Raw genomic sequence first — 26,199 nt, forward strand, 5'->3', positions numbered from 1 at the left:
ATGGTTCTTAGGTATTAAACCCAGAACCATTTATTAATAATAAAATTTATATTTAAGTTAAGATACTATTTATTTTATTACTATTAATATTTTATATTGCTAATTATTATCCAAATGCTGTAGTAATTCATATAGGTCTTGCTCATTTGGAGGCCCCCCCATAAAAATTCCTGTATAAAATCACAATTCTGGTTTTTTAGATATTCTAATTGCTGCTCATTTTCAACACCTTCAGCCACAACTGAAATTTCCATTTCATGAACTAATGAAATAATTGATCCTACCATCAGCTTACTTGTATTTGCGTAACTAATACTATCTATAAAAGAATTATCAATTTTCGAAATATCTATTGGCAGTTTCTGCAAATAATTTAATGAAGAATATCCTGTACCAAAATCATCTAAAGCAATTTGAATACCCATTTTTTCAGTTTATCAATAACCTGAATCACATATTCCATCGATGTTATAAATACTGATTCAGTAACTTCAAGCTCTAAGCAACTCCCACTAACTTTGGTTTCTTCAAGGATACTTTTTACCATCTGTACAAATGAAGGATCTATTATTTGTACAGATAATATATTAACAGATATCACAACATCAATATGATAATCTTCTTGGATATATTTTATCATCTTACATGCGTTTCTAAGAATCCATTCCCCATTGGAATAATATAACCGGTTTCTTCCGCCACCGGTATAAATTTTGTTGGACTAACCAAACCAAATGCTGGTGACTTCCACCTAACAAGTGCCTCAAATCCTCTAAGTTTTTTTGAATGCGAATTATATTATGGCCCCTTGAATCATTTATCCTTTTAAAATTATCCAAATCGATGAAAACAACAGCAAAGTTGCTTTTATTATTGACTGAATGTGTAACTAGGAAATCAAGTCTGTTAATAATCATCTTGCGATTAGGAATTTCAGTTAAAATATCAATATACGCAAGAATTACCAAAATATATTTAACAACTTAAAAAGAGATACAATCTTTCGACTGCACCTCCTATCACTAATTCAGCTGTAACCTTTTTACAACAATAGAATGGGCTCTTATCTGTTTCTCTAATCGTTCCATTCCCGTCAGACTTATAATTTAAAGAAGTCCCAAATTACGAAATCCATTATACAATCCATCCTCTGAAATGTGATCTGTCACCATATCGGCAAGTTTTTTAAGTGAATCATCGGCATTTCCCATCGCCACACCTGTATGTGCATACTGCAGCATCTCAACATCGTTTGGCCCATCTCCAAATGCAATACAGGAATCCCTTGGAATATCCATATAAGTCATCAGTTTCTGCATTCCAGTTGCTTTATCGATTCCTTTACATGTTATTTCTCCACTATAAATATGATCTTGTCCAAAACTGGAACCGGTAATTTTAAAATAAGGATCTATTGCCTCCTGCATAAACATAATATCTTTATCTGCGCCAAAATACATTCCACTTTCAATCTGTTCCATTTCATAAGGGCGTTCACACAACGTAATACTATTCATTTCATCAATGTTATCAAAACCTAATGAAATTAAATAATTCTGCATTTTAAGTTTATTCACCTCATCTATATATCTTCCACAAACTCCCTGAAACATATACGATGCATGATGCTCCATTAACTGATTTGCAAGCAAATTCAGCTTGTCTTTTTTTAAAACATTATGAAAAATAGTTTCATTTCCACATGTGATATATGCACCGGCAGATGCAACGATTCCATCAAATGGGAACTCTAATAACCATGGGTAAATATTAGTTATTGTCCTACCTGTACATAATGCAATATAGCAACCTTTTTCTTTTGCTAAGTATAATGCCTTTTTTGCTGATTCTGGCATTTTAGCATTAAAATCTACCAAAGTTCCATCAATATCTAAAAATACAATTTTTTTCATAACATACCTACTCTATTTCTCTTATGATTTTTCTGATTGGCAGAATGCATCCTGGTGAGACAGAAATTTCATCCATTCCCATTTCTAAAAAACGCTGTGTCAATGTAAGATCAGCGCCGAGTTCCCCACAGATTCCTGCCCAAATTCCTGCATTATGTGCATTATCAATAACAAGCTGAATTAGTCTAAGAACAGCTTCATGGTGAGAATCATAGAAATCATCTAGTTTTGCATTCTGGCGATCTATTGCTAAAGTATACTGCGTAAGATCGTTTGTGCCAATACTGAAAAAGTCCACTTCCTTTGCAAGGATATCACTAATAATGGCTGCGGCTGGTGTTTCTATCATAATTCCCTGCTCAACCGCTCCATATGGAATTTTATCTTTATCAAGTTCTGCTTTGACTTCCTCAACAATGATTTTGATTTTGTGTACTTCTTTAATAGAAATAATCATCGGATACATTATAGAAACAGTTCCATAGGCGCTTGCCCTATAAATAGCACGAAGTTGCGTTTTAAAGATTTCTGGTCTTGTAAGGCATATTCGAATCGCACGATATCCCATCGCAGGATTTTCTTCTTTATCTAATTTAAAATAAGCGGCCTGCTTATCTGCACCAATATCTAAAGTACGGATAATAACCTTTTTCCCTGCCAAGGTCTCAACTACTTGCTTATACACTTTGAACTGCTCTTCTTCGGTTGGAAAATCATCTTTTTCTAGAAATAAAAATTCACTTCTAAAGAGTCCAATTCCAGAGGCATCATTTTGTAAGACAGATGCCAGATCCGTAGAATTTCCAATATTAGCATAAAGATTGATTTTTTGTCCGCTTAATGTAATGTCCTCTTTTCCTTTTAAGGTCTCTAAAAGCGTACGTTTTTCGATATCTTCTTGCTGTATTCTCACATATTTATCAAGGGTATCCTCATCAGGCGAAATAATAAGGGTTCCCGAATATCCATCAACAATTGCAGTCTGTCCATCCCATTCTTCTTTTATATCCATATCCACGATTGCTGGAATTGTCATCATTCTTGCCAGTATTGCAGTATGAGAGTTTGCTGATCCTAATCTAGTAACAAATGCTAGTAATTTTTCTTTGTCCATCTGTACTGTCTCGCTTGGAGCCAAATCCTCTGCCACAATAATAACAGCTTCATCACTGATTTTTGTATTTGTCGCAACACCATTTAAAATCGAGATCACCCGTTCTGAAATATCTTTCACATCAATTGATCTTGCTTTAAAATATTCATCTTCCATATTTCCAAATATTTGTGCAAAATTATCACCTGTGATTGCTACTGCGTACTCTGCATTAACAGATTGTGTGCGGATTAGGTTATAGACTGATTCATTATAATCATCATCTTCAAGCATCATTGAATGTATATCAAAAATTTGCGCATTTACTTCTCCAACCTCTTTCACAGCTTTTTGATATAATTTTCCCAGTTCTTCTATTGCCTTATTTTTCGCAGTTTCATATCTAGAAATCTCATCCTCAAGATTTATTATTTTCTTACGAATAACTTGATTCTCTTCTTTTACATAAAATTTTATTTTTCCAATTGCTACGCCGCTACATATTTTTTTACCACTATATTTCTCCATTTTAGATCCTCTCTTAAAGATTTTCCTTGAAAAATTCCTCTAATTTTGTAATTGCTGCATCTTCGTCGTCGCCCTCTGCAGTTATTGTAATTTCTGCTCCGTGTCCCACTCCAAGTGCCATCAGTGCCATCAGTTTCTTCGCATCTGATTGTTGGTCATTTACCTTTAGTGTAATTGTCGATGTAAATGGTTTAGCAGCTTTTACCAAAAGCCCCGCTGGTCTTGCATGTATTCCTATTTCATCCTGAATTGTATAATTAAATGATTTCATAAATTTTTGTCACCTTTCTGATTGTTATTTTAACTTCAACTTTAATTTCTACTTTTTATTTTCTATTTCTAATTTCTATTCCTGTTCTTGCTTTTGTTCTTGTTCTTGCTCTTGTTCTTGTTCTTGTTCTTGTTCTTGCTTTTGTTCTTGTTCTTGCTCTTGTTCTTGTTCTTGTTCTTGTTCTTGTTCTTGCTCTTGTTCTTGTTCTTGTTCTTGCTCTTGCTCTTGTTTCTGTTCTTGTTCTTGCTCTTGTTTCTGTTCCCGTTCCAATTTTTAATAAATGATTGAGTTTCTAAAACTCATTTCAAAATGTTAATATAAATAACCATTCACAATTATGCATTTCGCCGCTGACCGGCTGAAAACAGCGCACTTTGCTGTTTGAAGGAAAGGCAAGGCAAATACATAATTATGAATGATTATTTATTCGACACCTTTCAACATGAGTTTTATACTCAATTCATATTTTATTAAAGATTTTCCCCATTTGATGCGATTACTTTTTGGTACCAATTAAAAGATTTTTTCTTTCGTCTCGCTAATGTTCCTGTTCCATCATCATATTTTTCCACATAGATGAATCCATAACGCTTTGCCATTTCTCCTGTTGACGCACTTACTAAATCAATACATCCCCAAGGTGTATAACCCATCAGGTCAACTCCATCTGCCACAGCTTCTTTCATCTGTTCAATATGTTCTTTCAAATAATCAATGCGGTAGTCATCGTTAATGCTTCCGTCTTCCTCTATTATATCATACGCACCTAATCCGTTTTCAACGACCATAAGAGGAATTCCATAACGAGCATAGATTTCATTCAATGTGTAGCGAAGTCCTTTGGGATCAATCTGCCATCCCCAGTCACTTTCCTTTAGATGCGGATTCTTCAAACCACCCATAAGGTTTCCACTTACCTGCTCCTGTATAGGGTTCTTTGCAACACAACTACTCATATAATAGCTAAATGTATAGAAATCCACACATCCATCTTTTAGTATTTCAAAATCGCCTTTCTCCATTTTAACTGTTATATTATTTTCCTCAAAATAACGTTTTGCATAATATGGATACTCGCCACGCACTTGAATATCAGAACAGAACCAATTCATCATCTGCATATCTTTCTGTGCCTCTAGAATATCATCTGGATTACAAGAGTATGGGTACATTGTAATAAAACAAATCATATTTCCCATCTGAAACTGTGGATATTTTTCATGTGCAATCTTAACTACTTTGGCACTTGCAATAAACTGATGATGAAGTCCCTGGAAACGCAATTGTTCATTATCTACTTGATTTATAAAATCATCGGTTCCTTCATTTAAAATCCCAAGTGATAAAAAATTCCCCATTTTCATCGTTCCAGCATTAATTTCATTGAACGTAAGCCAGTATTTTACTTTGTCTTTGAAACGTTCAAATAGTACCTCACAATATCTAACAAAATGGTCAATACATTCTCTGCCAGCCCATCCATTGTAAGCTTCTGTTAACGCAAAAGGCATTTCATAATGAGATATCGTAACGAGTGGCTCTATACCATATTTCAAACATTCATCAAAAACACGGTCATAAAATGCAAGGCCTGCCTCATTTGGCTTTTCCTCCATACCTGTTGGGAATATCCTGGTCCATGCAATAGAAAGGCGAAATGTCTTAAATCCCATTTCTGCAAAAAGTGCAATATCCTCTTTGTAATGATGATAAAAATCGATTGCCTCATGGCTTGGGTAAAGTGTACCCTCTTCTATCTGTCTTGTTATTCTTTTAGGCGTCTTGTGGGAACCATTGGTGCACATATCCGATGTAGACGGCCCTTTTCCGTCTACATCCCATGCTCCTTCAAACTGATTCGCCGCAGTCGCGCCACCCCATAAAAAATCACTTCTTAATGTTTTCATAATAATGACACTCCTTTTTATTTTAATGATTTATTACTAAAGTACTGTTATGATTGTATCTCCAACTACAACTTGTTTCGCATCTGTTGGAATTATATCTGAAAAATCATCTGTATTCGAAATAATAATAGGTGTGATAATAGCATAGCCTGCTTTCGTAATCTTTTCAATGTCAAATTCCAATAAGAGCTGTCCTTTTTTAACTTTATCACCCTTGGAAACTTTGGGTGTATATCCTTCACCATTTAATTTTACTGTGTCGATGCCTACATGAATCAATATTTCTACACCATCTTCACTTAATAATCCAAGTGCATGACCAGTTTTGAAGAAGGTCATGATTTCTCCATCGCATGGAGCAAATAATTTTCCTTCCATTGGAAGAATTGCAATACCTTGTCCTAATGCGCCTGTTGAAAAAGCTTCATCATCTACTTCACTTAATTCTTTTATTTCTCCTTTTAATGGGGACACAATTATTTCATTTTTTACAGTCTTTGCTACTTTTTTCATTGAAATTTCTGCTAGTACATCATCTTTGTATAAAATCATTGTTAATACAAATGCAACAACCATTGCAACTACGGTACCAACAATTACCCATATCATACTATAAGCATTATTTGTACTTATATCAATAAAGTTTGGAAGTCCAAATAAACCCAATCCACCAAGTGCATAAGATCTAGCTCCCATAAGTCCGATAATACCACCACCAATAGATGCAGCAACACATGATATTACAAAAGGTTTTTTCTTAGGAAGTGTAATACCATAAATTGCTGGTTCTGTAACCCCAAACATACCTGAAATAAATGCTGGAATTGCAATTTGTCTTAATGCTTTATCCTTAGTCTTAAATACGATTGCAAGAACTACCATAGATTGTGCAAACGAAGCTGCAAAATACGGTGTAAGTATAAAATCATATTTTAAGGTTGCAAAGTTTATTATCATTAAAGGAATAAGTCCCCAATGTAATCCAAAGATTACTAAAATCTGCCAAACTGCGCCTAATATTAAGCCAGCAACTAAACCACCTACAACAGGTATTCCATATACAGCCCCAAATCCTTTACCAATTAATGCGCAAAGAATAGTAGAAACAGGACCAATTGCCAAATATGTTAATGGTACTACAATTGATAATGTAAAAACAGGTACTAGGAATGTTTTTACTACATCTGGAATTATCTTTTTCCAGAATTTTTCTAGTTTTACAGCCACATATACTGCAATAATAATTGGAACTACACTAGAAGGATATCCACTAGATGGAAGTAATACTGGTATTCCTAAAAATGTACTATAATAATTGGTTGCAAACATTGTTCCTGCAAAAGCAGTACCAATAATTGCTTTTGCAGATAAACCTACCATAGCTGGATAACACAACGAACCACCTATTGCCATACCAATAAATTTATTACCGCCAAACTTTTGCGCAGCTGTGTATCCTAAAATAATAGGTAGGTAATAAAAGAATCCATCTGCTATAGAATATAATACACCATAGGTTCCACCAGTTGCTTTCGTTACTCCCATAAATACCAATAATGCCAAAACACCTTTAATAATACCAGTAGCCGCTAATACACCCAAGATAGGTTGGAAAACACCTGAAATAATATCAATCAACGATGCTCCAATACCCATTTTTTGCTTTGGTTCATCTGCTGACATCTCATTTGTAAATCCACCAATCTGTGAAACAACATCATATACATCTGGTACATGATTACCAATAACAACCTGATATTGTCCAGCACTCTTCATTACCGTAACAATTCCATCTGTAGCTTTTAATATTTCCGTGTTCGCTTTGGACTCGTCTTTCAATTTGAAACGAAGTCTGGTTATACAATGTGTCAAACTGATTACGTTTGATTTCCCACCCACATTCTGGATAATGATTCTTGCCAATCCATCATACTTACTTGCCATAATAAATACCTCCATTTTTATAATTAATATATATAAAACACATCTTTTGTGCTTTATTATTTATGTAAAGCAGCGAGCCACATTAGATCCTGTATTCATTTGGTTCTAATGCTATAACAACCAGAAACTAAAATCGGATTTCTTGTTGTTGGAATAAAAAAACCCGGACAAGATATAGAAATCGCTTCCTATCTTGATCCGGGTTTTGCCGTCTAAACGTAACAATCCCTATCTATCTCATTATAATTTTCTCCGAACAATTCTTGAAATATGCATTGTTAGATACATAAGTTCTTCTTCACCCGTATCATATTTCATTTTTTTCTGCATATATTCCTTAATCCTGACTGCACAGCCATATGCCTGCGGGAATTTATTAATTTGCGATTTTACAAATTCTTCATCATCTGTAGGATAACACTGATTTGTTACTGCCCGTTGTACAAAAAATTTCAAGTGTGTTATAAAACGTTCATAAGAAAGTGTATTTTCATCAATTTCTATACCAAATGTATACTTCACTATATTTAAAATATCTTTTATAATACCTGGCATTTCCATAGCTTGATGCATATCTCCAATATCCATCTCTGCATTTACAATATGTAAAGCAAAAAATCCTGCTTCATCCTTTGTAAGTTCAACATTCAAGCGTTCTTTTATGATTTCAATTGCTTTGCATCCAATTTGGAATTCGATATTGTAAAACCTTTCAATCTCCCATAGTAATGCATTCTGAAATGTAATTCCTTGTTTTTGTCGTTCTAGGGCAAAATTCAAATGGTCCGTTAAGGTAATGTATATATTTTTGTTTAACTTTTTACCTAACGTATCTTTCGCATAACCAATGATTTCGTCTGCAACCTTTACCTGTTCGTAAGGCATTTCCTCAACCAGTCTTTCAAACTGACTGGCATTGGTATGAGGCATCCGAAAGATTTTTTCAATCTTAGCATCCTCAATCTCCTCACCTTGCTTTTTCTGAAATCCGATACCTTTTCCCATAACAACGATTTCATTATTTTTTTCATCCAAGGAACTTACAACATTGTTATTTAAGATTCTAATAATCCTCATACATAACATCCTTATCCTTTAGTTATAGCAATAAAAAAACTGTGCTACACTCTATTAGCAATTTAAAAATGCTAATTTATGAGTATAACCCAGTCTTGCCTGACAACAGTAACAATCCGGTTTTACTTTTCTTTCTTAATATGTTTATATTACAACAAAAATATACTATTGTCAATTACAATTAACGTTTTTGTCATATATCCATAATTACACCATAATATTTTTGTGCAATTCCACTAACTATATGGATATATTTCAATTATATTTTCTAATCCACTCTATTGACGCTCTCAAAGCCTCAACTGTTTTAGTTTCTACCACACACCTGCAATCATTTCTTTTTGCCAATTCTAATTTACGAATCAAATCTATTTCACCGGATCCTAATGCAAGATGATTACGCTTCCCTAATGCATCATGAATATGAAAATGTCTTAATCTATCTACTTTACTTATTATATATTCTTCATCAAACTTCCCAGCTGAATGCGAATGTCCAATATCCCAAGTTAGGGAAAACACTTTGCTTTCTAGCAAAAGATTGATGCCCTCTTTTTGAAATGGCAAATATCCATCTGTGTTTTCTATTGAAATTAAAATATTGTCATTTCCAATTTCATGTTCACAGATATCACGGAATTTCTTTAGTTTCTGCAAATAAATGTCCTTATATTCTTCATATAAATACACACGTTTTCCTGGTAATGTAAAGTACACTCCATTGTTCATATGCATGTTCAGAACTGGCACCCGAAGTTTTTTAGCAATCTGAATGGTACTTGTGACTGTTTCTATCCAGGCCTGTGCAACACTGGAATTAAAATCACAGACATTCATATTTTCATCCAAATGAATTGTATAATAAATGTGATATCTCTTTGCGATTTCTGATAATTCATGAATCTTGCCAATACTCTCTACCTGATACTGTGGCAAATTCATGTTTAATTCCACAAAATCCAGCCTTAGTTCTTCACACAATGCTGCTGATTCATCTAGATTCTTGTTTTCAATTAATGTTGCCATTCCAAATTGTATATTTCCACTTTTCATTTTGCTTTTATCCATAAATAATTGTTTTTTAAAAAAGTTATATATAAAAACCCTTTTAATAATTTCGATTTATCGATTGAGTTACCACAATTGAATTCTAAAGTTTCATTATCTACCGCATCAAAAAATATTTTATTGCTTCTACACCAATCAATTTTCAAATAAATGGTATGTTCTCCCGTTGGTATTTCAAATTCCTCTGTCATTCCATCTTTTATTTTCCCTATATTTTTGCCATCTACTATTACATTATATTTTCTGATTGAATCTACATATTCAGAAGCTCTTGTTATTCTTATCATTTTAATCCCTCATTTCTTGATATCTATGACCAATCCTCACCACTGATTCCCCTCATTTAGTAGTGTCAAGTTCACATCCTTATAAACTCATATATTTTGATAAATCATACTGGTATATGAAATTCCTCCATCAAATCAATCTTCAAATATTTTCTCCTAAGATCCTTTGTATGTTCTATTTTTCTTGCTGCATCTTAAGCAAGTCACGAATTTCAGTCAAAATAAGAAGCTCTCCTGATGGTTTTGTTGGTTCCTTCTTCTCTTCTTTTTTTCTTGTAACAACATTCATCCCTTTCACTATTAAAAACACAGTCACTGCAATCAAAAAGAAATTAATAACAGCTTGAATAAATGAGCCATATCCTATACTTGCACTACCAAATGTAATTGCTAGCTTAGAAAAATCAACGCCTCCTAACGCAACGCCAATAATAGGCATTAAAACATTACTTGTTAGTGCTGTAACAACAGCAGTAAAAGCACTTCCTATAATTATCCCAACTGACAAATCCATTACATTACCTCTTGAAACAAAAGTTTTGAACTCTCCCATAAACCCTTTTCCTCTTTGAGCTAATCTTATTTTTTCGTTTTCATTCATATTTGCTCCTGTCTGCCACACAAACTTGATTTGCATTATTTAGTGGCGATATCTATCTTTTATTTTAAAATACTACCACAATATAATATAACGCAATTAATTATTTGTCAAAAAAACGACGTGGATTCATTTTTAAAACGGATAAAAAATATACTTACGCTCATTTTTGTTTTTAAAATCAAGCACTTATCATTGTATGAAACATATATTTTAATAGATGTAAAAGTCTATTGAGTGTCGCTAAACAATGCGAATTCCATTTGTAGCGCAGATAGGAGCAAATATGAGATCTTGTGAACTTGTCACTTTAATTACGGCTATTGCATGCAGTATTTCTCAATGTTATCCCAGTGAAGAACTTCCTGTAATTGCTGCAATTTTAACGCAGCTAGGCGATACATTAGGAACGATTATCGCTCAAGAAGAATTTTGCAATGAAATTACCGAAAAATAGTTGATAATCTCCAATTTTTCAGTCATCTCTAATATTTATGAAATAAAAAGCTCTCATCCTATATTTAAAATATTTTAGGATGAGAGCCTCTGCTTCAATTATATCTATTCTATTATAAATTAAATTTCTTTTTTGTATCTGCTAACGCTTCATCCATTCTTGAAATAACTGCCGTTATTTGTTCTTCTGTTATCACTGCAGTTGGTTCAAAACGAACACATTTTGCATTCACTAATGTACCTGCTGTCATAACGCCTCTTGAAAACAGACCTTTTGCTACACTGTATCCAACATCACATTTAACAAACTCAACAGCTAGCATTAAGCCTATTCCACGAACATCATCAATTACTGTAGGGTACTTTACTTTCAATGATTCTAAACCGGCTTTCAATATTTCTCCCTTTGCTCGACATTGTCCAGGGATATCATTATCAATCATGTATTTGATCGTAGCGATTGCTGCAGAACAACATACAGGATTACCACCAAATGTAGGTGAGCCAAGTAACCATGGGTTATCTACTAACTCTTCAGTCCACATGTTAGGTCTACATATAATTCCTGTAATTGGCATGATACCACCGCCAAATGCTTTACCATAAGCTAAAATATCAGGAACAACATCTTCTGCTTCACATCTCCACATTGTACCAGTTCTACCCATACCACATTGAATTTCGTCGAAGATTAATGCCACACCATATTCATCACAAATTGCTCTTAATTCTTTTAAGTAGCCCTTTGGTGGAATAATAACCCCAGCTTCACCTTGGATTGGTTCTACAATAATTGCTGCAACTTTTTCTCCAACAGCGACTAAATTTTTAACAGCTTTTCTTGCGTCTTCTGCATTGCCATATTCAACATGTTGAACTTGTTGAACCATAGGAATATATGGTGAGCGGTACGTATCTTTACCACCAACCGAAACAGCGCCCATCGTCTTACCATGAAATGCACCAACTGTTGAAATATACCATCTACCACCTGTTGCAATTCTAGCTAATTTCAGTGACATTTCTACTGCTTCTGCTCCACCATTTGTAAAGAAGCAATACTGTAAATCTCCTGGTGTAATATCTGCGACCGCTTTTGCAAGATATCCTCTAAGTGGATCTAATAATTCCTGTGAATGTAATGCTTGATGGCCTAATTGTGCGACTACTGTTTCAAGAATTTCTTCATTTCTATGTCCACAAGTATAAATACCAAATCCGCCTAGACAATCAATAAATTCTTCGCCATATAAGCCTTCACAAACACCATCATGATCTGTCCATTCTACAACTGCTGAATTTGTAGAAACTGATTTTCTATATTTAAGCCAGCCTGGACTAACAAACTCATCAAAGTACTGAATTGTATCTTTGGTTATCGTTTTCTTATCTTCCTCTGTCAAATTATCACTATGAATAAACTTTACCACTTTTTCTAAATCTTTACTTACTTGTTCATAACTCATATCATTTCCTCCTTTAAATACAAAGAGGGCACTAAAAGAATTACTCCTTTAAGTGCCCCTTCGCCTCTTATAAACACACTATATCATCTTATCTTATTCTTTTCAATTACTATAAAGTACGATTTACGTACTACTTAATCATGTCATATACTACTTTTTAATTACTTTAGATTACTTTTAAATCACTTTTTAGCCGTCTATATTTTATCATCTAATCATCAAATCATAATTTTATCTTGTCCTAAACCTAAATTATTAATTTAGGTTTCAAAACTTCCTCGGCGAAATAAATGGTGAATATTAATTTAATTTTTAAATCTTCCTCAATAAATTGAATGGTGAATATTAATTTGATTTTAAAATCTTCCTCATCGAAGTGAACGGGAATATTAATTTAATTTTCAAAGCTTTCGCAGCAAAGTAAATGGTGAATATTAATTTGAAATTATGCTTTTCCGCAGACCGTCTGAAAGCAGCGCTTACATTTTTTCCAAGACTCAGATAAAAATCGAACGAAGTGAGATTTTTCATCATCTCTGAGGCTTGCAAAAAAATGTGCTGCTTGAAGGAAAGGCAAGGTAAAGCATAATTTCAAATTAATATTCACTCACCACCTCCCGTTCACCGCTTTAACTTTAAATTAATAATTAGTTTTCATACCATCCAACCAATCCAGGTGTTAAATTAATATTAATTTGTTTTACTTCTTGATATTCATCTAACCCATGAATTCCAAGTTCTCTACCAATCCCGCTCATCTTGTAACCACCCCATGGGGCTTCATTATAAGTTGGATTATAACAGTTGATCCAAGTGATTCCTGCTCTAATTTCTTTGATTACTTTGATTGCTCTTGTAACATCTGAAGTAAATACAGCGCCAGCAAGACCATATATTGTATCATTTGCAAGCTTAATCGCTTCTGCTTCTGTTTTAAATGTTTGGATTGTTACAACTGGTCCAAAAATCTCTTCTTTTACAATTGTCATTTCTCTATCACATTCATCAAAAATTGCTGGACGCACAAAATATCCATTTGCACATTCGCCTTCTAAATAGCGAAAGCCTCCACATACTAATTTTGCGCCTTCTTTTTTACCAATTTCTATATAATCCAATACAGTTTCCATATGAGACTTTGAAACAAGTGGACCCATATCTGGATTATTCAGTGGGTTTCCCAAAGTCATTGCATTGGCTTTTGCAGCAAGTTTTTTAACAAACTCATCTTTGACAGATTCTTCGATAATTATACGTGACCCTGCGGAGCAAACTTCACCTTGATTAAAGAAAACACCAATCATTGCCCATTCTACCGCTCCATCCATATCTGCATCTGCAAAAATAACATTTGGTGATTTACCACCTAATTCTAATCCAATCTTTTTCACATTTCCTGCTGCGCAGCGCATAATACTCTGTCCAACAGGTGTACTACCAGTAAAGGTAATCATATCAACATCATTACTAGATGCAAGTTCTTCGCCAAGTGTTGAACCTGGCCCAATCACTAGATTTGCACAGCCCTTTGGAAGTCCAACTTGTTCAAATATTTCAAAGAGTTTAATCGTTGATAATACTGTATTTGAACTCGGTTTAAATACAACACTGTTTCCCGCTGCAAGTGCTGGTGCTAACTTCCATACCGCCATCAAAAATGGATAATTCCAAGGAGTAATTTGTGCACATACGCCAACTGGTTCATGTACCGTGTAGGAATGCATTGTACCAAAGTTGTTATTTACGTCATAGACGCCTCCATAAGGAGCTTTTATAAGTCCTGAATAGTATCGAAATGTATGTATACCATCATCTACGTCGCCTTCTGCTTCTCTTAACGGCTTACCATTATCCATCGCTTCTATTTTTGCAAACTCAGAAGCATTCGCTTCAATTGCATCGGCAATTTTCAAAAGGATATCTCCTCTTTTTTGTGAATCCATATCTCTCCATTCTCTTGTTACATAGAATGAATTTTTTGCTGCAGCAATTGCTCTTTTTGTATCTTCTACACTACATTCATATACCCGTTCAAATATCTCACATGTTGCAGGATTTTCAACATCCAGGATTTTTCCTGAAGTGCCTTTCGTCCACTCACCATCAATATATACTTTTTTCACTTCCATAATGACCCCCTCCTACTTTTTCAACTCAGTCCACATTTGGTCATATTTTTCAAGAACACTCGTACTTAGATTATCTAAGTATTCGCCTTTATTCAAAACTTCTGCCGGAACATTTTTAGCTGGATTTGAAGAATAATCTGCACTCATTTGTGAAACAGCAACTGTATTTGGATTTAAGTATGGGAACTCCTCCATAACCATTTTAGCGGCTTCTGGTGTTAACATATAATTGATGAATTCCATTGCTGCATCATAGTTTTTTGCACCTTTTGTAACACACCAGTTATCCATAAAGGTATATGCTCCTTCTTTTGGAAATACTATTTTGATATCCGGATTTTCTTCCATTGCCAATGCGATTTCAGCATTCCAGCAAAATGCTAAATTACAATCTCCTGAAATCAATGCTGACTTTGGACTATCACTGTCATACAATTTAACATTATTCTTTAATGTAAGTAATTTTGTTTGTATTTTTCCTAAAGTAGTACTATCAGTTTCGTTCATACTTAAGCCCATGCTTCGAGCTGTCATTCCGATTACTGCTCTATAATCATCTAGTACAACCAGTGTATTGCTATATTTTGGATTAAACAAATCATCATATGAAGTGATTGTATCTTTTATTTTAGCTGTATTTACAGCAATTGCAGCAACGCCACCTTGATATGGTATAGAATATACATTACCTGGATCATATTTTGGATTTAAATACTGTGTACCAATATTACTAAGATTTGTTAATTTCGTCTGATCGATCTTTTGAAGCATATCTTGTTCAATTAACTGTTTTACCATATAATCACTTGGCTGAACAATATCAAAAGCACCCTCGGACTCTGATTTTACTTTTGCAAGCATATCTTCATTAGATGAGAAAGTTGAAATATTTACCTTGATTCCACTTTCCTTTTCAAATGCTGCAATAACAGCATCTGGAACATATTCTGTCCACACATAAAGATTCAATACTTTTCCACTTGCACTTGATTTTCCACATCCTGCGAGAGAAAATACAAGAACTACAGTTAACATCATACAGACTAATTTCTTCATACTTTTTTTCATAACTGCCTCCATCCCGACACCCGTTGGTGTCATAAACTAATTTTTAATCGCTTTTTTAATCTTATTCTTACTAAAAATTCCTGATTGCGATAACACGACTATAATGATTGTTCCTACAAGAATCAAAGTAGACAATGCATTTACATCTGGCGAAACACCACTTTTGATACTTTCCATAACTTTTAATGGAAACGTTTTTGTCTGACCATTTGTAAAGTAACTAATAATTACATCATCAATTGATAGTGTAAATGCCAACAGTGCTCCTCCAGCGATTCCAGGAGCTAGAACTGGTAACGTAATATTAAAAAATGTTTTGATTCTATTTGCTCCAAGGTCCATTGACGCTTCCTCTATTGAATTATCGTATCCTGATAATCTTGCTCTTATATTAAATATTACATAGGGAACACTAAAGGTCACATGTGCAATAACCAAAGATAGAGTACCTCTTGGGATATTAACTTTTGTAAATAATGTTAAAAGAGAAATACCTAATACGATTTCGGGAATAACAACTGGTATGTATAACAATGCATCAATTGTGCTCTTTCCTTTGAACTTATACTTATACATTCCAACCGCTGCAATTGTTCCTATACAAGTTGCCAGTATCGTGCTGATTACAGCAATAATAATTGTAGTTCTAAACGAATCTAACAACGAAGTATTTTGAAATAGTTTACCATACCAGGAAAACGTGAATCCTTTCCAAGTCAAATATGGTTTCGAGGTCGTCGCGTTAAATGAATTTACAACAATAACTACAATTGGTAAAAACAAGAAAAGATAAATGAAACTACAATAAATGGTCTTTGACATTTTTGCTAATGCTATTTTATTTTGTCTTTTCATTTTCTACACCCCCAAATTATCCATATCTCCACCACACTTCTGATAAAGTTTTACTAATAGTAACGTAATCAAAATCAATACAATTGATAAGGCTGCACCCAATGACCAGTTATTTCCGCTTTGGAACTGTCTTTCAATTAAGTTTCCTATTAGATCAGTATTTCCACCACCTAAAATATCTGATACAAAGAAATACCCTAACGTTGGTATAAATACCATAATCGAACCAGAAAATATTCCACTTACCGTCAAAGGTAATACGATTTTCAAAAATGTAGTATGCCCTTTCGCACCTAAATCAGAAGATGCCTCAAGTAAGTTCTGGTCTAGCTTCTCAAGTACCGTATAAAGTGGCAATACCATAAAAGGAAATAGGCAGTAGACCATACCGAGTACTGTGGTTCCCCTGTTATACAATAGGTCCAATGGCTTATCTATTAAATGAAGATGCATTAGCCCTGTATTTAACCATCCAGTTGTACCTAGAAATGTTTTCCATCCATAAATACGGATTAATGAATTGGTCCAAAATGGAATGATTACTAACATATATAATATTGTCTTTCTTTTACTTAATGTTCTTGAAATGATCATTGTAAAAGGATATGCAAGTAATATACAAATCAAAGTTGTTAAAAACGCGATTAATATAGACTGCCCATATATTTGAATGTAATTTGGATTAAATAATCTTTGATAATTTACAAGGGTGAATTTGAAAACTACATTGTAATGCTCGTCAATACTACAAAAACTCATTACCAAAACATATAGCAAGGGGATTGCTACAAAGAACGACAGCCATAGTGCAACTGGTCCAACCATTACTGCAGCCGGAACTGCATTTGATTTCAAATTATGTTTTGTCATATGCCTGCCTCCTAAGCTAGTTTAATATTTTCAACTGCATTATAAAATGTCTGATCTGGTGAATGGAGCAATTTTGCATCTTCGTTTTCCCAGTAGAGAAATACAGTTCCTTCTGACGGTAACGCTTGCCCTGCAAGTCTTTCCAGTTTTACTTCACTTCCGTTTGGTAGCACCGCTATTGTCTTTAAAGTTGCACCAACATATACTTGTTCTTTTACTTTTGCTTCTATTGTAAATCCTTCTACGGGTTCTAATGAATACTTCATTCGCTCTGGTCTAACGGAAACTGCTATTATTTCATTTAAACTAAAATCACTACCTTTTCCTTTAATAATGCCAGATTCTATTACAACAGAAACTTCATCTTTATTAATTTCTTTCACATATCCTTCAAATAGATTTGTTTCTCCAATAAATGTTGCAACGAATTTTGTCTTTGGATTTTCATAAATATTATAAGGAATATCAACTTGCTCTAAAACTCCTTGATGCATGATTGCAACTCGGTCACTCATGGATAACGCTTCTTCTTGATCATGCGTTACATAGATAAATGTAATATTTAACTTTTTTTGTAAACGTTTTAATTCCAATTGCATCTGTTTTCGAAGCTTTAGGTCCAATGCGCCAAGCGGTTCGTCAAGCAATAAAACTTTCGGTTTATTAATCAACGCTCTTGCAATTGCCACACGCTGTTTTTGACCACCTGATAAATTTGAAGGAAAACGTTTTTCAAATCCTCCCAATTGTACTAAATCAAGCATATCCATGACTCTTTTCTTAATTTCACTCTTTTTGATTTTTTTGATTTTTAAGCCATATGCAACATTATCATATACATTCATATGTGGAAACAATGCATAGCTTTGAAATACTGTATTCACATCTCTTTCAAAAGGCGCCTTACTTGCAATATCTTCTCCCTGTACGAGAATTGAACCACTTGTCTGTTCTTCAAATCCAGCTATCATTCTAAGTGTAGTCGTTTTTCCACATCCAGAAGATCCCAGTAATGTCAAAAACTCTCCTTCATACACTGTAAGATTCAAATCTTTTACGATATGATTGTTTCCATAGGATTTGTTAACATCTTTAATTTCAACAACTGCATTTTTCATATTAACTCCAATCTGCATTATTTCTCACGATTTTCTATTTGAATTATAGAATCCTCATTTACAGTGCTTTATTTCCTCTTTCACCAGTTCTAATACGGACTGCATCTTCAATATTTCTAATGAAAATTTTACCATCACCAACGCGACCTGTTGCTACTAAATCCCTTATTTCAGTTATAATTTCTTCCACTTTTTCATCATGTACTACAACTTCTACTCTAATTTTTGGAAGAAGATTTATTGTTGTTTTGAATCCTTTAATTTCATTAATGCTTCCATCTGCATTTGCAAATCCTTTTTGCGTACCACATCCCATAACGCTTGAAATAGTCATACCTCCGCAGTTATAGTTATCCAAAATCTGTTTAACGGTTTCCAATTTTTCTGGCCGTATAATCAATACTAACTCTTTCATATAATATCCTCCTTATTATAAAAAGCGAAACAAGTTTCGCTTGGAAGAATGCTACGCATTCTTCTGAACTTACTTCGTCTAACGACGAACTTTCCTATAAGGTAAAAAAAAAAGCAACGGAACTTACCAGTAGGTAGCTCCGTTGCTTTATAAATGCAATTATAATCTTATATATATATATAATCAATTATTCTAAAATGTAATTTTTATAACACTTTTTTATAATTATGTAATTATATAGTATTATATTTTTTAAATATTACATCCTAAAAGTATTATTTAATTATCATTTTCTCTAATCATCATAAACATTTGAACTCGATTATTAATTCCTAATTTTCGATATATATTAAGCACATGCTTTTTTAATGTATTAACACTAATTACCAATTCCTCGCATATTTTATCATTATCTAATCCCTTCAAAAGGAGTCTTAGAATTACTTCTTCTCTTTTTGTTAGTTGAAATTTTATTACGGTCTCAGTAATTGTTAGTTTGCAGTGTATTTTGTCTCCTTTCGTTTTTTCATTAAACATTCTAAATGAAAGGTGATCTTTTAACATATCTAACAAAAATACATCATCATATTGGAAATTTTCTTTACCGATTGTTCGATATAATGTTATTACTCCAAGAAATTGCTTTTCTCTTGCGAGTATCATTTGAATAGAATAATGCCAGTTATTCGGCTTATATACTTTTTGATAATATTCGGACTTTATACGTTTTTCGTCATTAATGATATCCGTTTCTCGGTATACCATACTTTTTCCACCGTACATAATTCCTCTACTATAATCCAATTCATCATATTGTGCTGCTCGATCTAACTCACAATTAAATGACACTGGATTTATCAGTCCTTTTTTACCATCTTCATTTGCAAGGAAAAAATCTGCACTATCGAAATTTAGAACCATTGTCAACTGCTCTAATAAATTACTTCGCATTATCATAATATCTTCCGTCGTATAAATTTTATATATAATGTTATTGAGTACCAACCAATCACTAGTTTCTAGATTTTTCATTCGCAATGCCTCCATCTGTCTTTAGCTGCAAGTAATTTTTAATATAAAATGCCATTTGAAGTTTAAATTTTGATTCCATTGTATTAATATCATCATTTAGTAATTCTTTAATCTTTTTCACTCTGTAGTTAACTGTATTACGATGAGTAAATGTTTTATCTGAAACCAGCTGAATACTAGTATCATATTTTACATATAATTCAAGCGTTTCAAGTAAATTACTACCTCTCTTTTTATCGTAATCTTCTAATATAATCAAACTCTCTTTGTAGATTTTCTTCAATATTTCTAAATCACTCACAAAAAACAAGATTCGATATATTCCTAAACTTTCGAAATAGCATTTTCTAATATTATTATATTTAGCTGCGCTTAATGTACAAACCGCCTGATGATAACATAGAGCAATGGAGTATATAGTATCACTTATATCTGCGATTCCAATTCTAGTAATTGGTTTATAGTTTTCCAATTTATCAACAATTCTTTCTACTCGCTGTTTATCAATTTGATGCATGATAACAATTAGCATATTTCCATCTAAATACATATGGTAATCTAGTTCTTCTTTAATCAGAATATTAGTTATGTTTATAAAAATATTCTTTGATTTATCATCAAATTCTTTCATATTATCAAAATAAAGAGCCATAACACTGTACGTTTCATTTTGATTATAACCATAAGTATTCAATTCACTAAAATAGGCAGATGCATTATCCGGATGAGAAATAATCTCTTTTAAGGCAATTGTAATGTTATCCTGCACTTTTGAATCATGCAACAACTGACTGCAATAGTCTTGCATAATATCAGAAAGGCGTATTTCCCAAGGCATAACAAATAACGGGAATTCATTTTTGTTGCACATTTCCTTTATCTCTTCATTAATATCATCTTCTACAATATAATTACCTACATTAATAATGAGACCAGTCGATTTTTGTTTTATTAATTCTTGTACAAATTCATAAATCCATTTTCTATTATTCGCATTTAATCCCGTTGTTAATATAAGTTCACTGCCTTTTAAAAAACTTACAGTCATAATATCTTCGGTAAATTGTGCCCAAGATACTACATTTTTGAGTCCGGCTTCTCCTGCTATCAACTTTAACTTATATTGGCTCTTTGATTGGTTAAATAAATCAAATAGAGTAATGGACATATGCGAACCTCCAACTATTTTTTTTAAGATACCATATATCTTTCCTATTGTCAAAAGAGTGTATTGTATATGGGTGAAATACATCGTGCTATTAGCACATATTTGTCTCGTATTTTTATGCTCTAAAGCCATTTTATTTATAATCATCCTGTGATATCATAACCACATTATATAAATTGGAGGTTCTACTATGTTAAAAGAAGCGTTACCTAAAATTATTACAGAGTCCTTGCCAGGTCCAAAAGCGAAGGAACTTATTGAAAGAAGAAACAATGCCACCCCATCTGCAATACGTTGTGTATATCCAGTTGTAATTGCAAGAGGCGAAGGCGCAATGATTGAAGATGTAGACGGTAACTATTTCCTTGATTGGATCGGTGGCGTTGGAGTACTTAATATCGGATACTCACACCCTGAAGTGATTGCTGCTGTAAAAGAACAAGCAGATAAATATTTTCATGCAATGCAAAACATTGCAACGCATGAAGGTTATGTTGCGCTTGCTGAGAAAATGAATTCCATTATCCCAGTAAAAGGCGTTGAAAAGAAGACATTTTTTGCAAATTCTGGTGCAGAAGCAGATGAAAATGCAATAAAAGTTGCCAAATCATTTACAAAAAGACCAAACATTATTGTTTTTTCAGGTGCATTTCATGGCAGGACATTACTAACGATGTCTATGACAGCTAAAAAATCTTATTCAAATGGTTTAGGGCCATTTCCTGATGGCGTGTATAGAGCAGAATTCCCATATTACTATAGAAAACCTGCCGGTATGAGCACAGAAAATACATTATCTTATTATATCAAAAAACTTGAGCAAGTATTTGATGAAGCATCACCTGCAGAACAGGTTGCTGCTATTGTTGTAGAACCATTACAAGGTGAAGGCGGTTTCATTCCTGTTCCTATCGAATGGATTAAAGCCGTTCGTAAAATTTGTGATGACAATGGAATCTTATTAATTGCAGATGAAGTACAAACGGGTTTTTGTAGAACCGGTAAAATGTTTGCTTGCGAATATTGGAAAGAAGAAGGCATTATGCCTGATATTATTGCAAGTGCAAAATCAATCGGTGCTGGTATTCCTCTAAGTGCGATTACAGCAAGAAAAGAAATTATGGAATCTGTTAAGCCTGGAACGCTCGGTGGAACTTATTCTGGTAATGCTTTAGCCTGTGCTGCTGCGCTTAAAACAATTGAAATTATGGAAAGAGATCACTTAGCTGATCGTTCTATGGAGATTGGTAAGAAGGTTATGTCCACTTATACCAAATGGATGAGCAAATACGATGTTATCGGAGATGTACGTGGATTGGGTGGAATGATTGGTATTGAATTTGTAAAAGATAAAGCTACCAAAGAACCAAACCCTGAAATCGTATCTAAAATCGTCATGAATGCTGTTCAAAAAGGACTTATGATTGAAAGTGCTGGCGTTTATGGAAATGTAATTCGATTCTTAGCTCCACTTGTTATAACTGATGAACAACTTACGGAAGGTCTTCGCATCTTCGAAGAAGCTATAAGGGATAGTTTGTAGGAGATCTGGGATTGGGGGGGTTGTGAGTGAATGTTAATTTATCAGGATGCGTTTTGCTTGCCTTTCCTTCAAGCAGTATGTATTTTATAAGCCTCAGAGATGATGAAAAGACTCGCTTGCGCTCGTTTTTCATCTGAGTCTTGTAAAATACATGGGCACTGCTTTCAGCCGGTCTGCGCAAAACGCATCCTGATAAATTAACATTCACTGGCTACTTTGTTGAAAGAGCCAGACGCCTAAAACTGGGCGAATTGGGGAAAAAAATAAACAAAAAACGACAATAACAACTACTACATCTACAACTACTACTACTACAACTACAACTACAAATACAACTACAACTACAACTAGAACTACATTATAGTATAGTCAAAAATCAAATGATGTTTAGAATATTCAGTATATAAAAATGAAGGATGAAGGTGGTAATATGCAAAAATTTAATATTTTTCCTACGATTGAGCAATTTGAGAGTTGTGAGGAGTTTTTGGGGGAATTTGGGATTGGGAAAGGGGATTTGGTGTTTATTAGTGATTCTACTCGCGATTTCTATTTTACAGATGCATTTTCAGATGCATTGGTTGTTAATTATAGAAAATATGGGAGTGGTGAGCCAACTGATACTATGGTTGAAAATATATATAATGATATCAGCGGATATACCTACAACCGAGTATTTGCAATAGGTGGGGGAACAATCCTAGATGTAGCTAAATTATTTTCATTGAAAAAAACGGTACCAGTTTTAGATTTGTTTGATAGGAAATTTGAAATAGTCAAAAATAAGGAATTGATTCTAGTACCAACAACTTGTGGAACTGGAAGTGAAGTCACAAATATTTCCATACTTGAACTTACTGCTATTAATACCAAGATGGGATTAGCGGTAGATGAACTCTATGCTGATTATGCAGTTTTGATTCCTGAGTTGATTTCTAATCTTCCATTCAAGTATTTTGCTACAAGTTCAATTGACGCACTAATCCATTCAATCGAATCATATACTTCACCAAAGGCCACTGAATTTAGTAAGCTTTTTTCCGAAAAAGCAATGCGAATGATATTATCCGGCTACAAAGAAATCATTAAAAAAGGTCCTGAAATTAGAAACCTCTATCTAAATGATTTTCTAATCGCAAGCACCTATGCTGGAATTGCCTTTGGAAATGCGGGATGTGCAGCTGTTCACGCAATGAGCTATCCAATTGGTGCCACCTACCATGTACCTCATGGTGAAGCAAATTATCTCATGTTTACAGAAGTTTACAAAACATATCAAGCACTTAATCCAAACGGGATCATAAAAAATCTAAATCATATTTTAGCTGAAATTTTAGAATGCGAAGATAACCTTGTTTATATAGAGATAGAAAAGCTTCTCGATAATATTTTACCGAGAAAGCCTCTACATTTATACAATGTTACAGAAAATGATTTATTGATATTTACGAATACAGTTATGACCAAGCAAAGCAGGTTAATGGCAAATAACTATGCTGTACTTGACAAAGAAACTGTATTATCGATTTATACGAAATTGTATTGATTATATCACTACTATCATTACTTATTCTTTTTCAAATCCGCTAAGTCCGATTCCACCAGGACCGCAATGGCAGGTGATAACAGCTCCAGTTTGAACTCTTATCATTTTTTTAAATCCTTTTTGTTTTGAAATCTGCTCTATTTTTTGAAGAACAGCTTCTTCCACTCCCATACTAAATATGCAGAAGAGCTGTTCTAATTCTAAATTATGTCTGTGAACATACTCCTCAAAATATTTTTCAATGATTTTATTGATAGAGCCACGGTATTTCTTCGTAGCAATCAGTTTTCCTTCAATTATCTCGATCATAGGTTTGATATTAAGCACCGTTGCTCCTATATATGATGCATTAGAAACACGTCCGCCTGCCTTTAAAAACTCAAGTCTTCCAGGAATAAATGACATTTTTGCACGCGCTGCATATGCTTCAACCTTTAATTTCAGTTCAGCTGGATCCATATCTGGATTCTTCTCAATTAATTCTGCAGCTTTAATAATAATAGCAGATTCGCCGCCAGATACATTTTTGGAATCAATATGATATACATTATGCATATCTTGTGAGGCGATACAGGCATTTGCAAATGTGCAGGATGCCTCAGCGGAATATCCAATATGAATTATAAAACATCCAGGATTTTTAGCTGTGATTCGTTCGAATACTTCCTGATATTGACTTGGATTTGCTGCAGCTGTTGAAGGTACTTTTTTAGTATCTTTAAAATAATCATAAATGTGTTGTATATCAAGCTGCCCATCAAGATATTCCTTGTCTCCCATCATAATATGCATAGGAATTACTTCGATTTGATAACGATCCACATACTTCTTTGGTAAATCCGCACCACTTTCTGTTACAATAAATAATTTTCTCATAATTGCTAAATGCTCCAATCTGCCGTGCGAATTTACTTCGCATTATTATCGGCACTTAAAACTCAAGTCTAATACTCAAGTTTAAAATATGTAATTCAAACACCGTTTATAGTAAATACTATTGACTATATATTCAAAGAAAAATTTGCTTATTAATACATATTAAGCAAATATCCCATACTATATTTCATAATTTATTGAATACTATATTTCATATTTTATCGTATACTGAATTTCATACTTTATTTCATACTTTTTTTCATACAATTTCACTTTCAATTGTTAAAAACTATTTTTTACGTACTACCATTTCTAAAATTGAAGATAACTGCTTAACATTATCATAGCCAAGCCGGTCTATCAGAGTATCTATCAAACGCTCTGCTATTTTTACTTTTGCGATAACATGTTTTTTTCCTTTGTATGTCAAGAAAACTTGCATTCTACGTCGATCTTTTTTTGACAATTCCATTACTACAAATTCTTTTTTACGTAATGAAGATAAAATCGATGTAATTCTTTGTCTGGTAACATTCAGTGCCTCACTCAAATCAGATGGATATATCTCTTTATTTTTATTCATGAGCATGAATAGTAACACACGAGTTTCTCCCTGAAGGAATTCCATTATTGGAGCAAAAATGTCGGAATCATAAATACTGTATAAAGTTAGTGTTAATTCCTCTTTTAAATCCATCTAATCCACTACCCTCCAATTAATCTACATATAGTAAACACTGTTGATTATACAAGATTTTCTTAATATCGTCAACATGCATTTTCGCCGTTCATATTCATTTATGATTTTCGAAGTAATTATCCCCAAAATTTTATATATTATTCTACGTTTATTAAAGAATCCAAACAGGAGCTTAACATTAGTATCACCGACTATATTTAATCCTTCTATAATAACAAAGATGCATTGAAAATGTTTAAATGTCAAACATTTTCAATGCATTTTTATATTA

25 protein-coding genes and 1 pseudogene are annotated in these 26,199 nt (G+C 33.4%); 3 read left to right on the forward strand and 23 right to left on the reverse strand.

Annotated elements, in window-relative coordinates; translation table 11 throughout:
* Positions 1-83 precede the first annotated feature (83 nt).
* The 12 genes and pseudogenes from BMY18_RS21820 to mscL all read right to left on the reverse strand — a co-directional run.
* Positions 84-735 (reverse strand): annotated as a pseudogene (locus BMY18_RS21820) (EAL domain-containing protein); the annotation flags it as partial.
* Positions 654-968, reverse strand: a complete 315-nt coding sequence (locus BMY18_RS21825; RefSeq protein WP_139197311.1) for a diguanylate cyclase domain-containing protein — start codon at positions 966-968, stop codon at positions 654-656. The gene BMY18_RS21825 and the pseudogene BMY18_RS21820, both read right to left, overlap by 82 nt.
* 138 nt (positions 969-1,106) lie before the next feature.
* The gene (locus BMY18_RS16385) at positions 1,107-1,913 is read right to left on the reverse strand and encodes a Cof-type HAD-IIB family hydrolase (RefSeq protein ID WP_092456085.1); all 807 of its coding nucleotides are present in this window, start codon (positions 1,911-1,913) and stop codon (positions 1,107-1,109) included.
* A 7-nt stretch (positions 1,914-1,920) separates the two neighbouring features.
* The gene (ptsP, locus tag BMY18_RS16390) at positions 1,921-3,534 is read right to left on the reverse strand and encodes a phosphoenolpyruvate--protein phosphotransferase (protein WP_092456087.1); all 1,614 of its coding nucleotides are present in this window, start codon (positions 3,532-3,534) and stop codon (positions 1,921-1,923) included.
* Between the two features lie 13 nt (positions 3,535-3,547).
* Complete coding sequence (locus BMY18_RS16395; RefSeq protein ID WP_092456090.1) at positions 3,548-3,805, reverse strand: HPr family phosphocarrier protein; 258 nt, start codon at positions 3,803-3,805, stop codon at positions 3,548-3,550.
* Between the two features lie 75 nt (positions 3,806-3,880).
* Positions 3,881-4,075: a hypothetical protein gene (locus BMY18_RS21165; RefSeq protein WP_170841447.1), complete on the reverse strand. Its 195-nt coding sequence runs from the start codon at positions 4,073-4,075 to the stop codon at positions 3,881-3,883.
* Positions 4,076-4,275: 200 nt separating this feature from the next.
* The gene (locus BMY18_RS16405) at positions 4,276-5,712 is read right to left on the reverse strand and encodes a glycoside hydrolase family 1 protein (RefSeq protein ID WP_092456092.1); all 1,437 of its coding nucleotides are present in this window, start codon (positions 5,710-5,712) and stop codon (positions 4,276-4,278) included.
* Between the two features lie 36 nt (positions 5,713-5,748).
* Positions 5,749-7,656, reverse strand: coding sequence for a beta-glucoside-specific PTS transporter subunit IIABC (locus BMY18_RS16410; RefSeq protein WP_092456095.1), 1,908 nt, complete (start codon positions 7,654-7,656; stop codon positions 5,749-5,751).
* A 240-nt stretch (positions 7,657-7,896) separates the two neighbouring features.
* The gene (gene licT / locus BMY18_RS16415) at positions 7,897-8,733 is read right to left on the reverse strand and encodes a BglG family transcription antiterminator LicT (protein ID WP_170841448.1); all 837 of its coding nucleotides are present in this window, start codon (positions 8,731-8,733) and stop codon (positions 7,897-7,899) included.
* Between the two features lie 255 nt (positions 8,734-8,988).
* Positions 8,989-9,786, reverse strand: coding sequence for a sugar phosphate isomerase/epimerase family protein (locus BMY18_RS16420; RefSeq protein WP_207647453.1), 798 nt, complete (start codon positions 9,784-9,786; stop codon positions 8,989-8,991).
* Positions 9,783-10,088: a hypothetical protein gene (locus BMY18_RS16425; RefSeq protein ID WP_092456102.1), complete on the reverse strand. Its 306-nt coding sequence runs from the start codon at positions 10,086-10,088 to the stop codon at positions 9,783-9,785. Before BMY18_RS16425 ends, BMY18_RS16420 begins: the two co-directional genes overlap by 4 nt.
* A 175-nt stretch (positions 10,089-10,263) precedes the next feature.
* Entirely contained in the window at positions 10,264-10,689 is a 426-nt protein-coding gene (gene mscL / locus BMY18_RS16430; RefSeq protein WP_092456105.1) for a large conductance mechanosensitive channel protein MscL, read from the reverse strand.
* A gap of 283 nt (positions 10,690-10,972) precedes the next feature.
* Between mscL and BMY18_RS21170 the strand changes: the two genes are divergently transcribed.
* Positions 10,973-11,143, forward strand: coding sequence for a DUF6774 domain-containing protein (locus BMY18_RS21170; protein ID WP_170841449.1), 171 nt, complete (start codon positions 10,973-10,975; stop codon positions 11,141-11,143).
* Between the two features lie 112 nt (positions 11,144-11,255).
* On the opposite strand, the gene BMY18_RS16435 is transcribed toward BMY18_RS21170, so the two are convergent.
* The 9 genes from BMY18_RS16435 to BMY18_RS16475 all read right to left on the reverse strand — a co-directional run bounded on the left by BMY18_RS16435 (position 11,256) and on the right by BMY18_RS16475 (position 21,263).
* Entirely contained in the window at positions 11,256-12,608 is a 1,353-nt protein-coding gene (locus tag BMY18_RS16435; RefSeq protein WP_092456107.1) for a putrescine aminotransferase, read from the reverse strand.
* A gap of 647 nt (positions 12,609-13,255) precedes the next feature.
* On the reverse strand, positions 13,256-14,737 hold the full coding sequence (locus BMY18_RS16440; protein WP_092456109.1) for an aldehyde dehydrogenase family protein: 1,482 nt from the start codon (positions 14,735-14,737) through the stop codon (positions 13,256-13,258).
* 12 nt (positions 14,738-14,749) lie between these two features.
* Positions 14,750-15,805: an ABC transporter substrate-binding protein gene (locus BMY18_RS16445; protein ID WP_170841450.1), complete on the reverse strand. Its 1,056-nt coding sequence runs from the start codon at positions 15,803-15,805 to the stop codon at positions 14,750-14,752.
* A 36-nt stretch (positions 15,806-15,841) separates the two neighbouring features.
* On the reverse strand, positions 15,842-16,660 hold the full coding sequence (locus BMY18_RS16450) for an ABC transporter permease (protein WP_092456115.1): 819 nt from the start codon (positions 16,658-16,660) through the stop codon (positions 15,842-15,844).
* A 3-nt stretch (positions 16,661-16,663) separates the two neighbouring features.
* On the reverse strand, positions 16,664-17,530 hold the full coding sequence (locus BMY18_RS16455; protein WP_092456118.1) for an ABC transporter permease: 867 nt from the start codon (positions 17,528-17,530) through the stop codon (positions 16,664-16,666).
* Positions 17,531-17,541: 11 nt separating this feature from the next.
* Entirely contained in the window at positions 17,542-18,648 is a 1,107-nt protein-coding gene (locus tag BMY18_RS16460) for an ABC transporter ATP-binding protein (protein ID WP_092456297.1), read from the reverse strand.
* Between the two features lie 58 nt (positions 18,649-18,706).
* The gene (locus BMY18_RS16465) at positions 18,707-19,063 is read right to left on the reverse strand and encodes a P-II family nitrogen regulator (RefSeq protein ID WP_092456121.1); all 357 of its coding nucleotides are present in this window, start codon (positions 19,061-19,063) and stop codon (positions 18,707-18,709) included.
* A 279-nt stretch (positions 19,064-19,342) separates the two neighbouring features.
* Entirely contained in the window at positions 19,343-20,095 is a 753-nt protein-coding gene (locus tag BMY18_RS16470; protein ID WP_092456124.1) for a response regulator transcription factor, read from the reverse strand.
* Complete coding sequence (locus BMY18_RS16475; RefSeq protein WP_170841451.1) at positions 20,076-21,263, reverse strand: PucR family transcriptional regulator; 1,188 nt, start codon at positions 21,261-21,263, stop codon at positions 20,076-20,078. The genes BMY18_RS16470 and BMY18_RS16475 overlap by 20 nt, the downstream gene beginning before the upstream one ends.
* A 190-nt stretch (positions 21,264-21,453) precedes the next feature.
* Here BMY18_RS16475 and BMY18_RS16480 point away from each other — a divergent pair, with 190 nt between their 5' ends.
* Positions 21,454-22,806, forward strand: a complete 1,353-nt coding sequence (locus BMY18_RS16480; RefSeq protein ID WP_092456130.1) for an aspartate aminotransferase family protein — start codon at positions 21,454-21,456, stop codon at positions 22,804-22,806.
* Between the two features lie 430 nt (positions 22,807-23,236).
* Positions 23,237-24,352, forward strand: a complete 1,116-nt coding sequence (locus BMY18_RS16490) for a 4-hydroxybutyrate dehydrogenase (protein WP_092456133.1) — start codon at positions 23,237-23,239, stop codon at positions 24,350-24,352.
* Positions 24,353-24,373: 21 nt separating this feature from the next.
* Here BMY18_RS16490 and BMY18_RS16495 read toward each other — a convergent pair whose 3' ends face one another.
* Together BMY18_RS16495 and BMY18_RS16500 are read right to left on the reverse strand one after the other, a co-directional pair.
* On the reverse strand, positions 24,374-25,228 hold the full coding sequence (locus BMY18_RS16495; RefSeq protein ID WP_092456136.1) for a DegV family protein: 855 nt from the start codon (positions 25,226-25,228) through the stop codon (positions 24,374-24,376).
* A gap of 289 nt (positions 25,229-25,517) precedes the next feature.
* A complete protein-coding gene (locus BMY18_RS16500) occupies positions 25,518-25,829 on the reverse strand; it encodes a MarR family winged helix-turn-helix transcriptional regulator (protein WP_170841452.1) in 312 nt (103 codons plus the stop codon).
* Positions 25,830-26,199 lie beyond the last annotated feature (370 nt).

It is taken from the genome of [Clostridium] fimetarium (genome assembly GCF_900111235.1).
In the GTDB taxonomy this organism is placed as follows: Bacteria; Bacillota; Clostridia; order Lachnospirales; family Lachnospiraceae; genus Clostridium_N; species Clostridium_N fimetarium.

Excerpts from the sequence above, each read along its gene's own strand:
- licT (WP_170841448.1), bottom strand. The coding sequence starts at position 8,733 with ATGAGGATTATTAGAATCTTAAATAACAATGTTGTAAGTTCCTTGGAT.
- ptsP (WP_092456087.1), bottom strand. The coding sequence starts at position 3,534 with ATGGAGAAATATAGTGGTAAAAAAATATGTAGCGGCGTAGCAATTGGA.
- BMY18_RS16425 (WP_092456102.1), bottom strand. The coding sequence starts at position 10,088 with ATGATAAGAATAACAAGAGCTTCTGAATATGTAGATTCAATCAGAAAA.
- BMY18_RS16450 (WP_092456115.1), bottom strand. The coding sequence starts at position 16,660 with ATGAAAAGACAAAATAAAATAGCATTAGCAAAAATGTCAAAGACCATT.
- mscL (WP_092456105.1), bottom strand. The coding sequence starts at position 10,689 with ATGAATGAAAACGAAAAAATAAGATTAGCTCAAAGAGGAAAAGGGTTT.
- BMY18_RS16495 (WP_092456136.1), bottom strand. The coding sequence starts at position 25,228 with ATGAGAAAATTATTTATTGTAACAGAAAGTGGTGCGGATTTACCAAAG.
- BMY18_RS16445 (WP_170841450.1), bottom strand. The coding sequence starts at position 15,805 with ATGAAAAAAAGTATGAAGAAATTAGTCTGTATGATGTTAACTGTAGTT.
- BMY18_RS16410 (WP_092456095.1), bottom strand. The coding sequence starts at position 7,656 with ATGGCAAGTAAGTATGATGGATTGGCAAGAATCATTATCCAGAATGTG.
- BMY18_RS16395 (WP_092456090.1), bottom strand. The coding sequence starts at position 3,805 with ATGAAATCATTTAATTATACAATTCAGGATGAAATAGGAATACATGCA.
- BMY18_RS16405 (WP_092456092.1), bottom strand. The coding sequence starts at position 5,712 with ATGAAAACATTAAGAAGTGATTTTTTATGGGGTGGCGCGACTGCGGCG.
- BMY18_RS16420 (WP_207647453.1), bottom strand. The coding sequence starts at position 9,786 with ATGAAAAGTGGAAATATACAATTTGGAATGGCAACATTAATTGAAAAC.
- BMY18_RS16465 (WP_092456121.1), bottom strand. The coding sequence starts at position 19,063 with ATGAAAGAGTTAGTATTGATTATACGGCCAGAAAAATTGGAAACCGTT.
- BMY18_RS16455 (WP_092456118.1), bottom strand. The coding sequence starts at position 17,530 with ATGACAAAACATAATTTGAAATCAAATGCAGTTCCGGCTGCAGTAATG.
- BMY18_RS21170 (WP_170841449.1), top strand. The coding sequence starts at position 10,973 with ATGAGATCTTGTGAACTTGTCACTTTAATTACGGCTATTGCATGCAGT.
- BMY18_RS16470 (WP_092456124.1), bottom strand. The coding sequence starts at position 20,095 with ATGAAAAATCTAGAAACTAGTGATTGGTTGGTACTCAATAACATTATA.
- BMY18_RS16480 (WP_092456130.1), top strand. The coding sequence starts at position 21,454 with ATGTTAAAAGAAGCGTTACCTAAAATTATTACAGAGTCCTTGCCAGGT.
- BMY18_RS16440 (WP_092456109.1), bottom strand. The coding sequence starts at position 14,737 with ATGGAAGTGAAAAAAGTATATATTGATGGTGAGTGGACGAAAGGCACT.
- BMY18_RS16385 (WP_092456085.1), bottom strand. The coding sequence starts at position 1,913 with ATGAAAAAAATTGTATTTTTAGATATTGATGGAACTTTGGTAGATTTT.
- BMY18_RS16490 (WP_092456133.1), top strand. The coding sequence starts at position 23,237 with ATGCAAAAATTTAATATTTTTCCTACGATTGAGCAATTTGAGAGTTGT.
- BMY18_RS16460 (WP_092456297.1), bottom strand. The coding sequence starts at position 18,648 with ATGAAAAATGCAGTTGTTGAAATTAAAGATGTTAACAAATCCTATGGA.
- BMY18_RS16435 (WP_092456107.1), bottom strand. The coding sequence starts at position 12,608 with ATGAGTTATGAACAAGTAAGTAAAGATTTAGAAAAAGTGGTAAAGTTT.
- BMY18_RS16475 (WP_170841451.1), bottom strand. The coding sequence starts at position 21,263 with ATGTCCATTACTCTATTTGATTTATTTAACCAATCAAAGAGCCAATAT.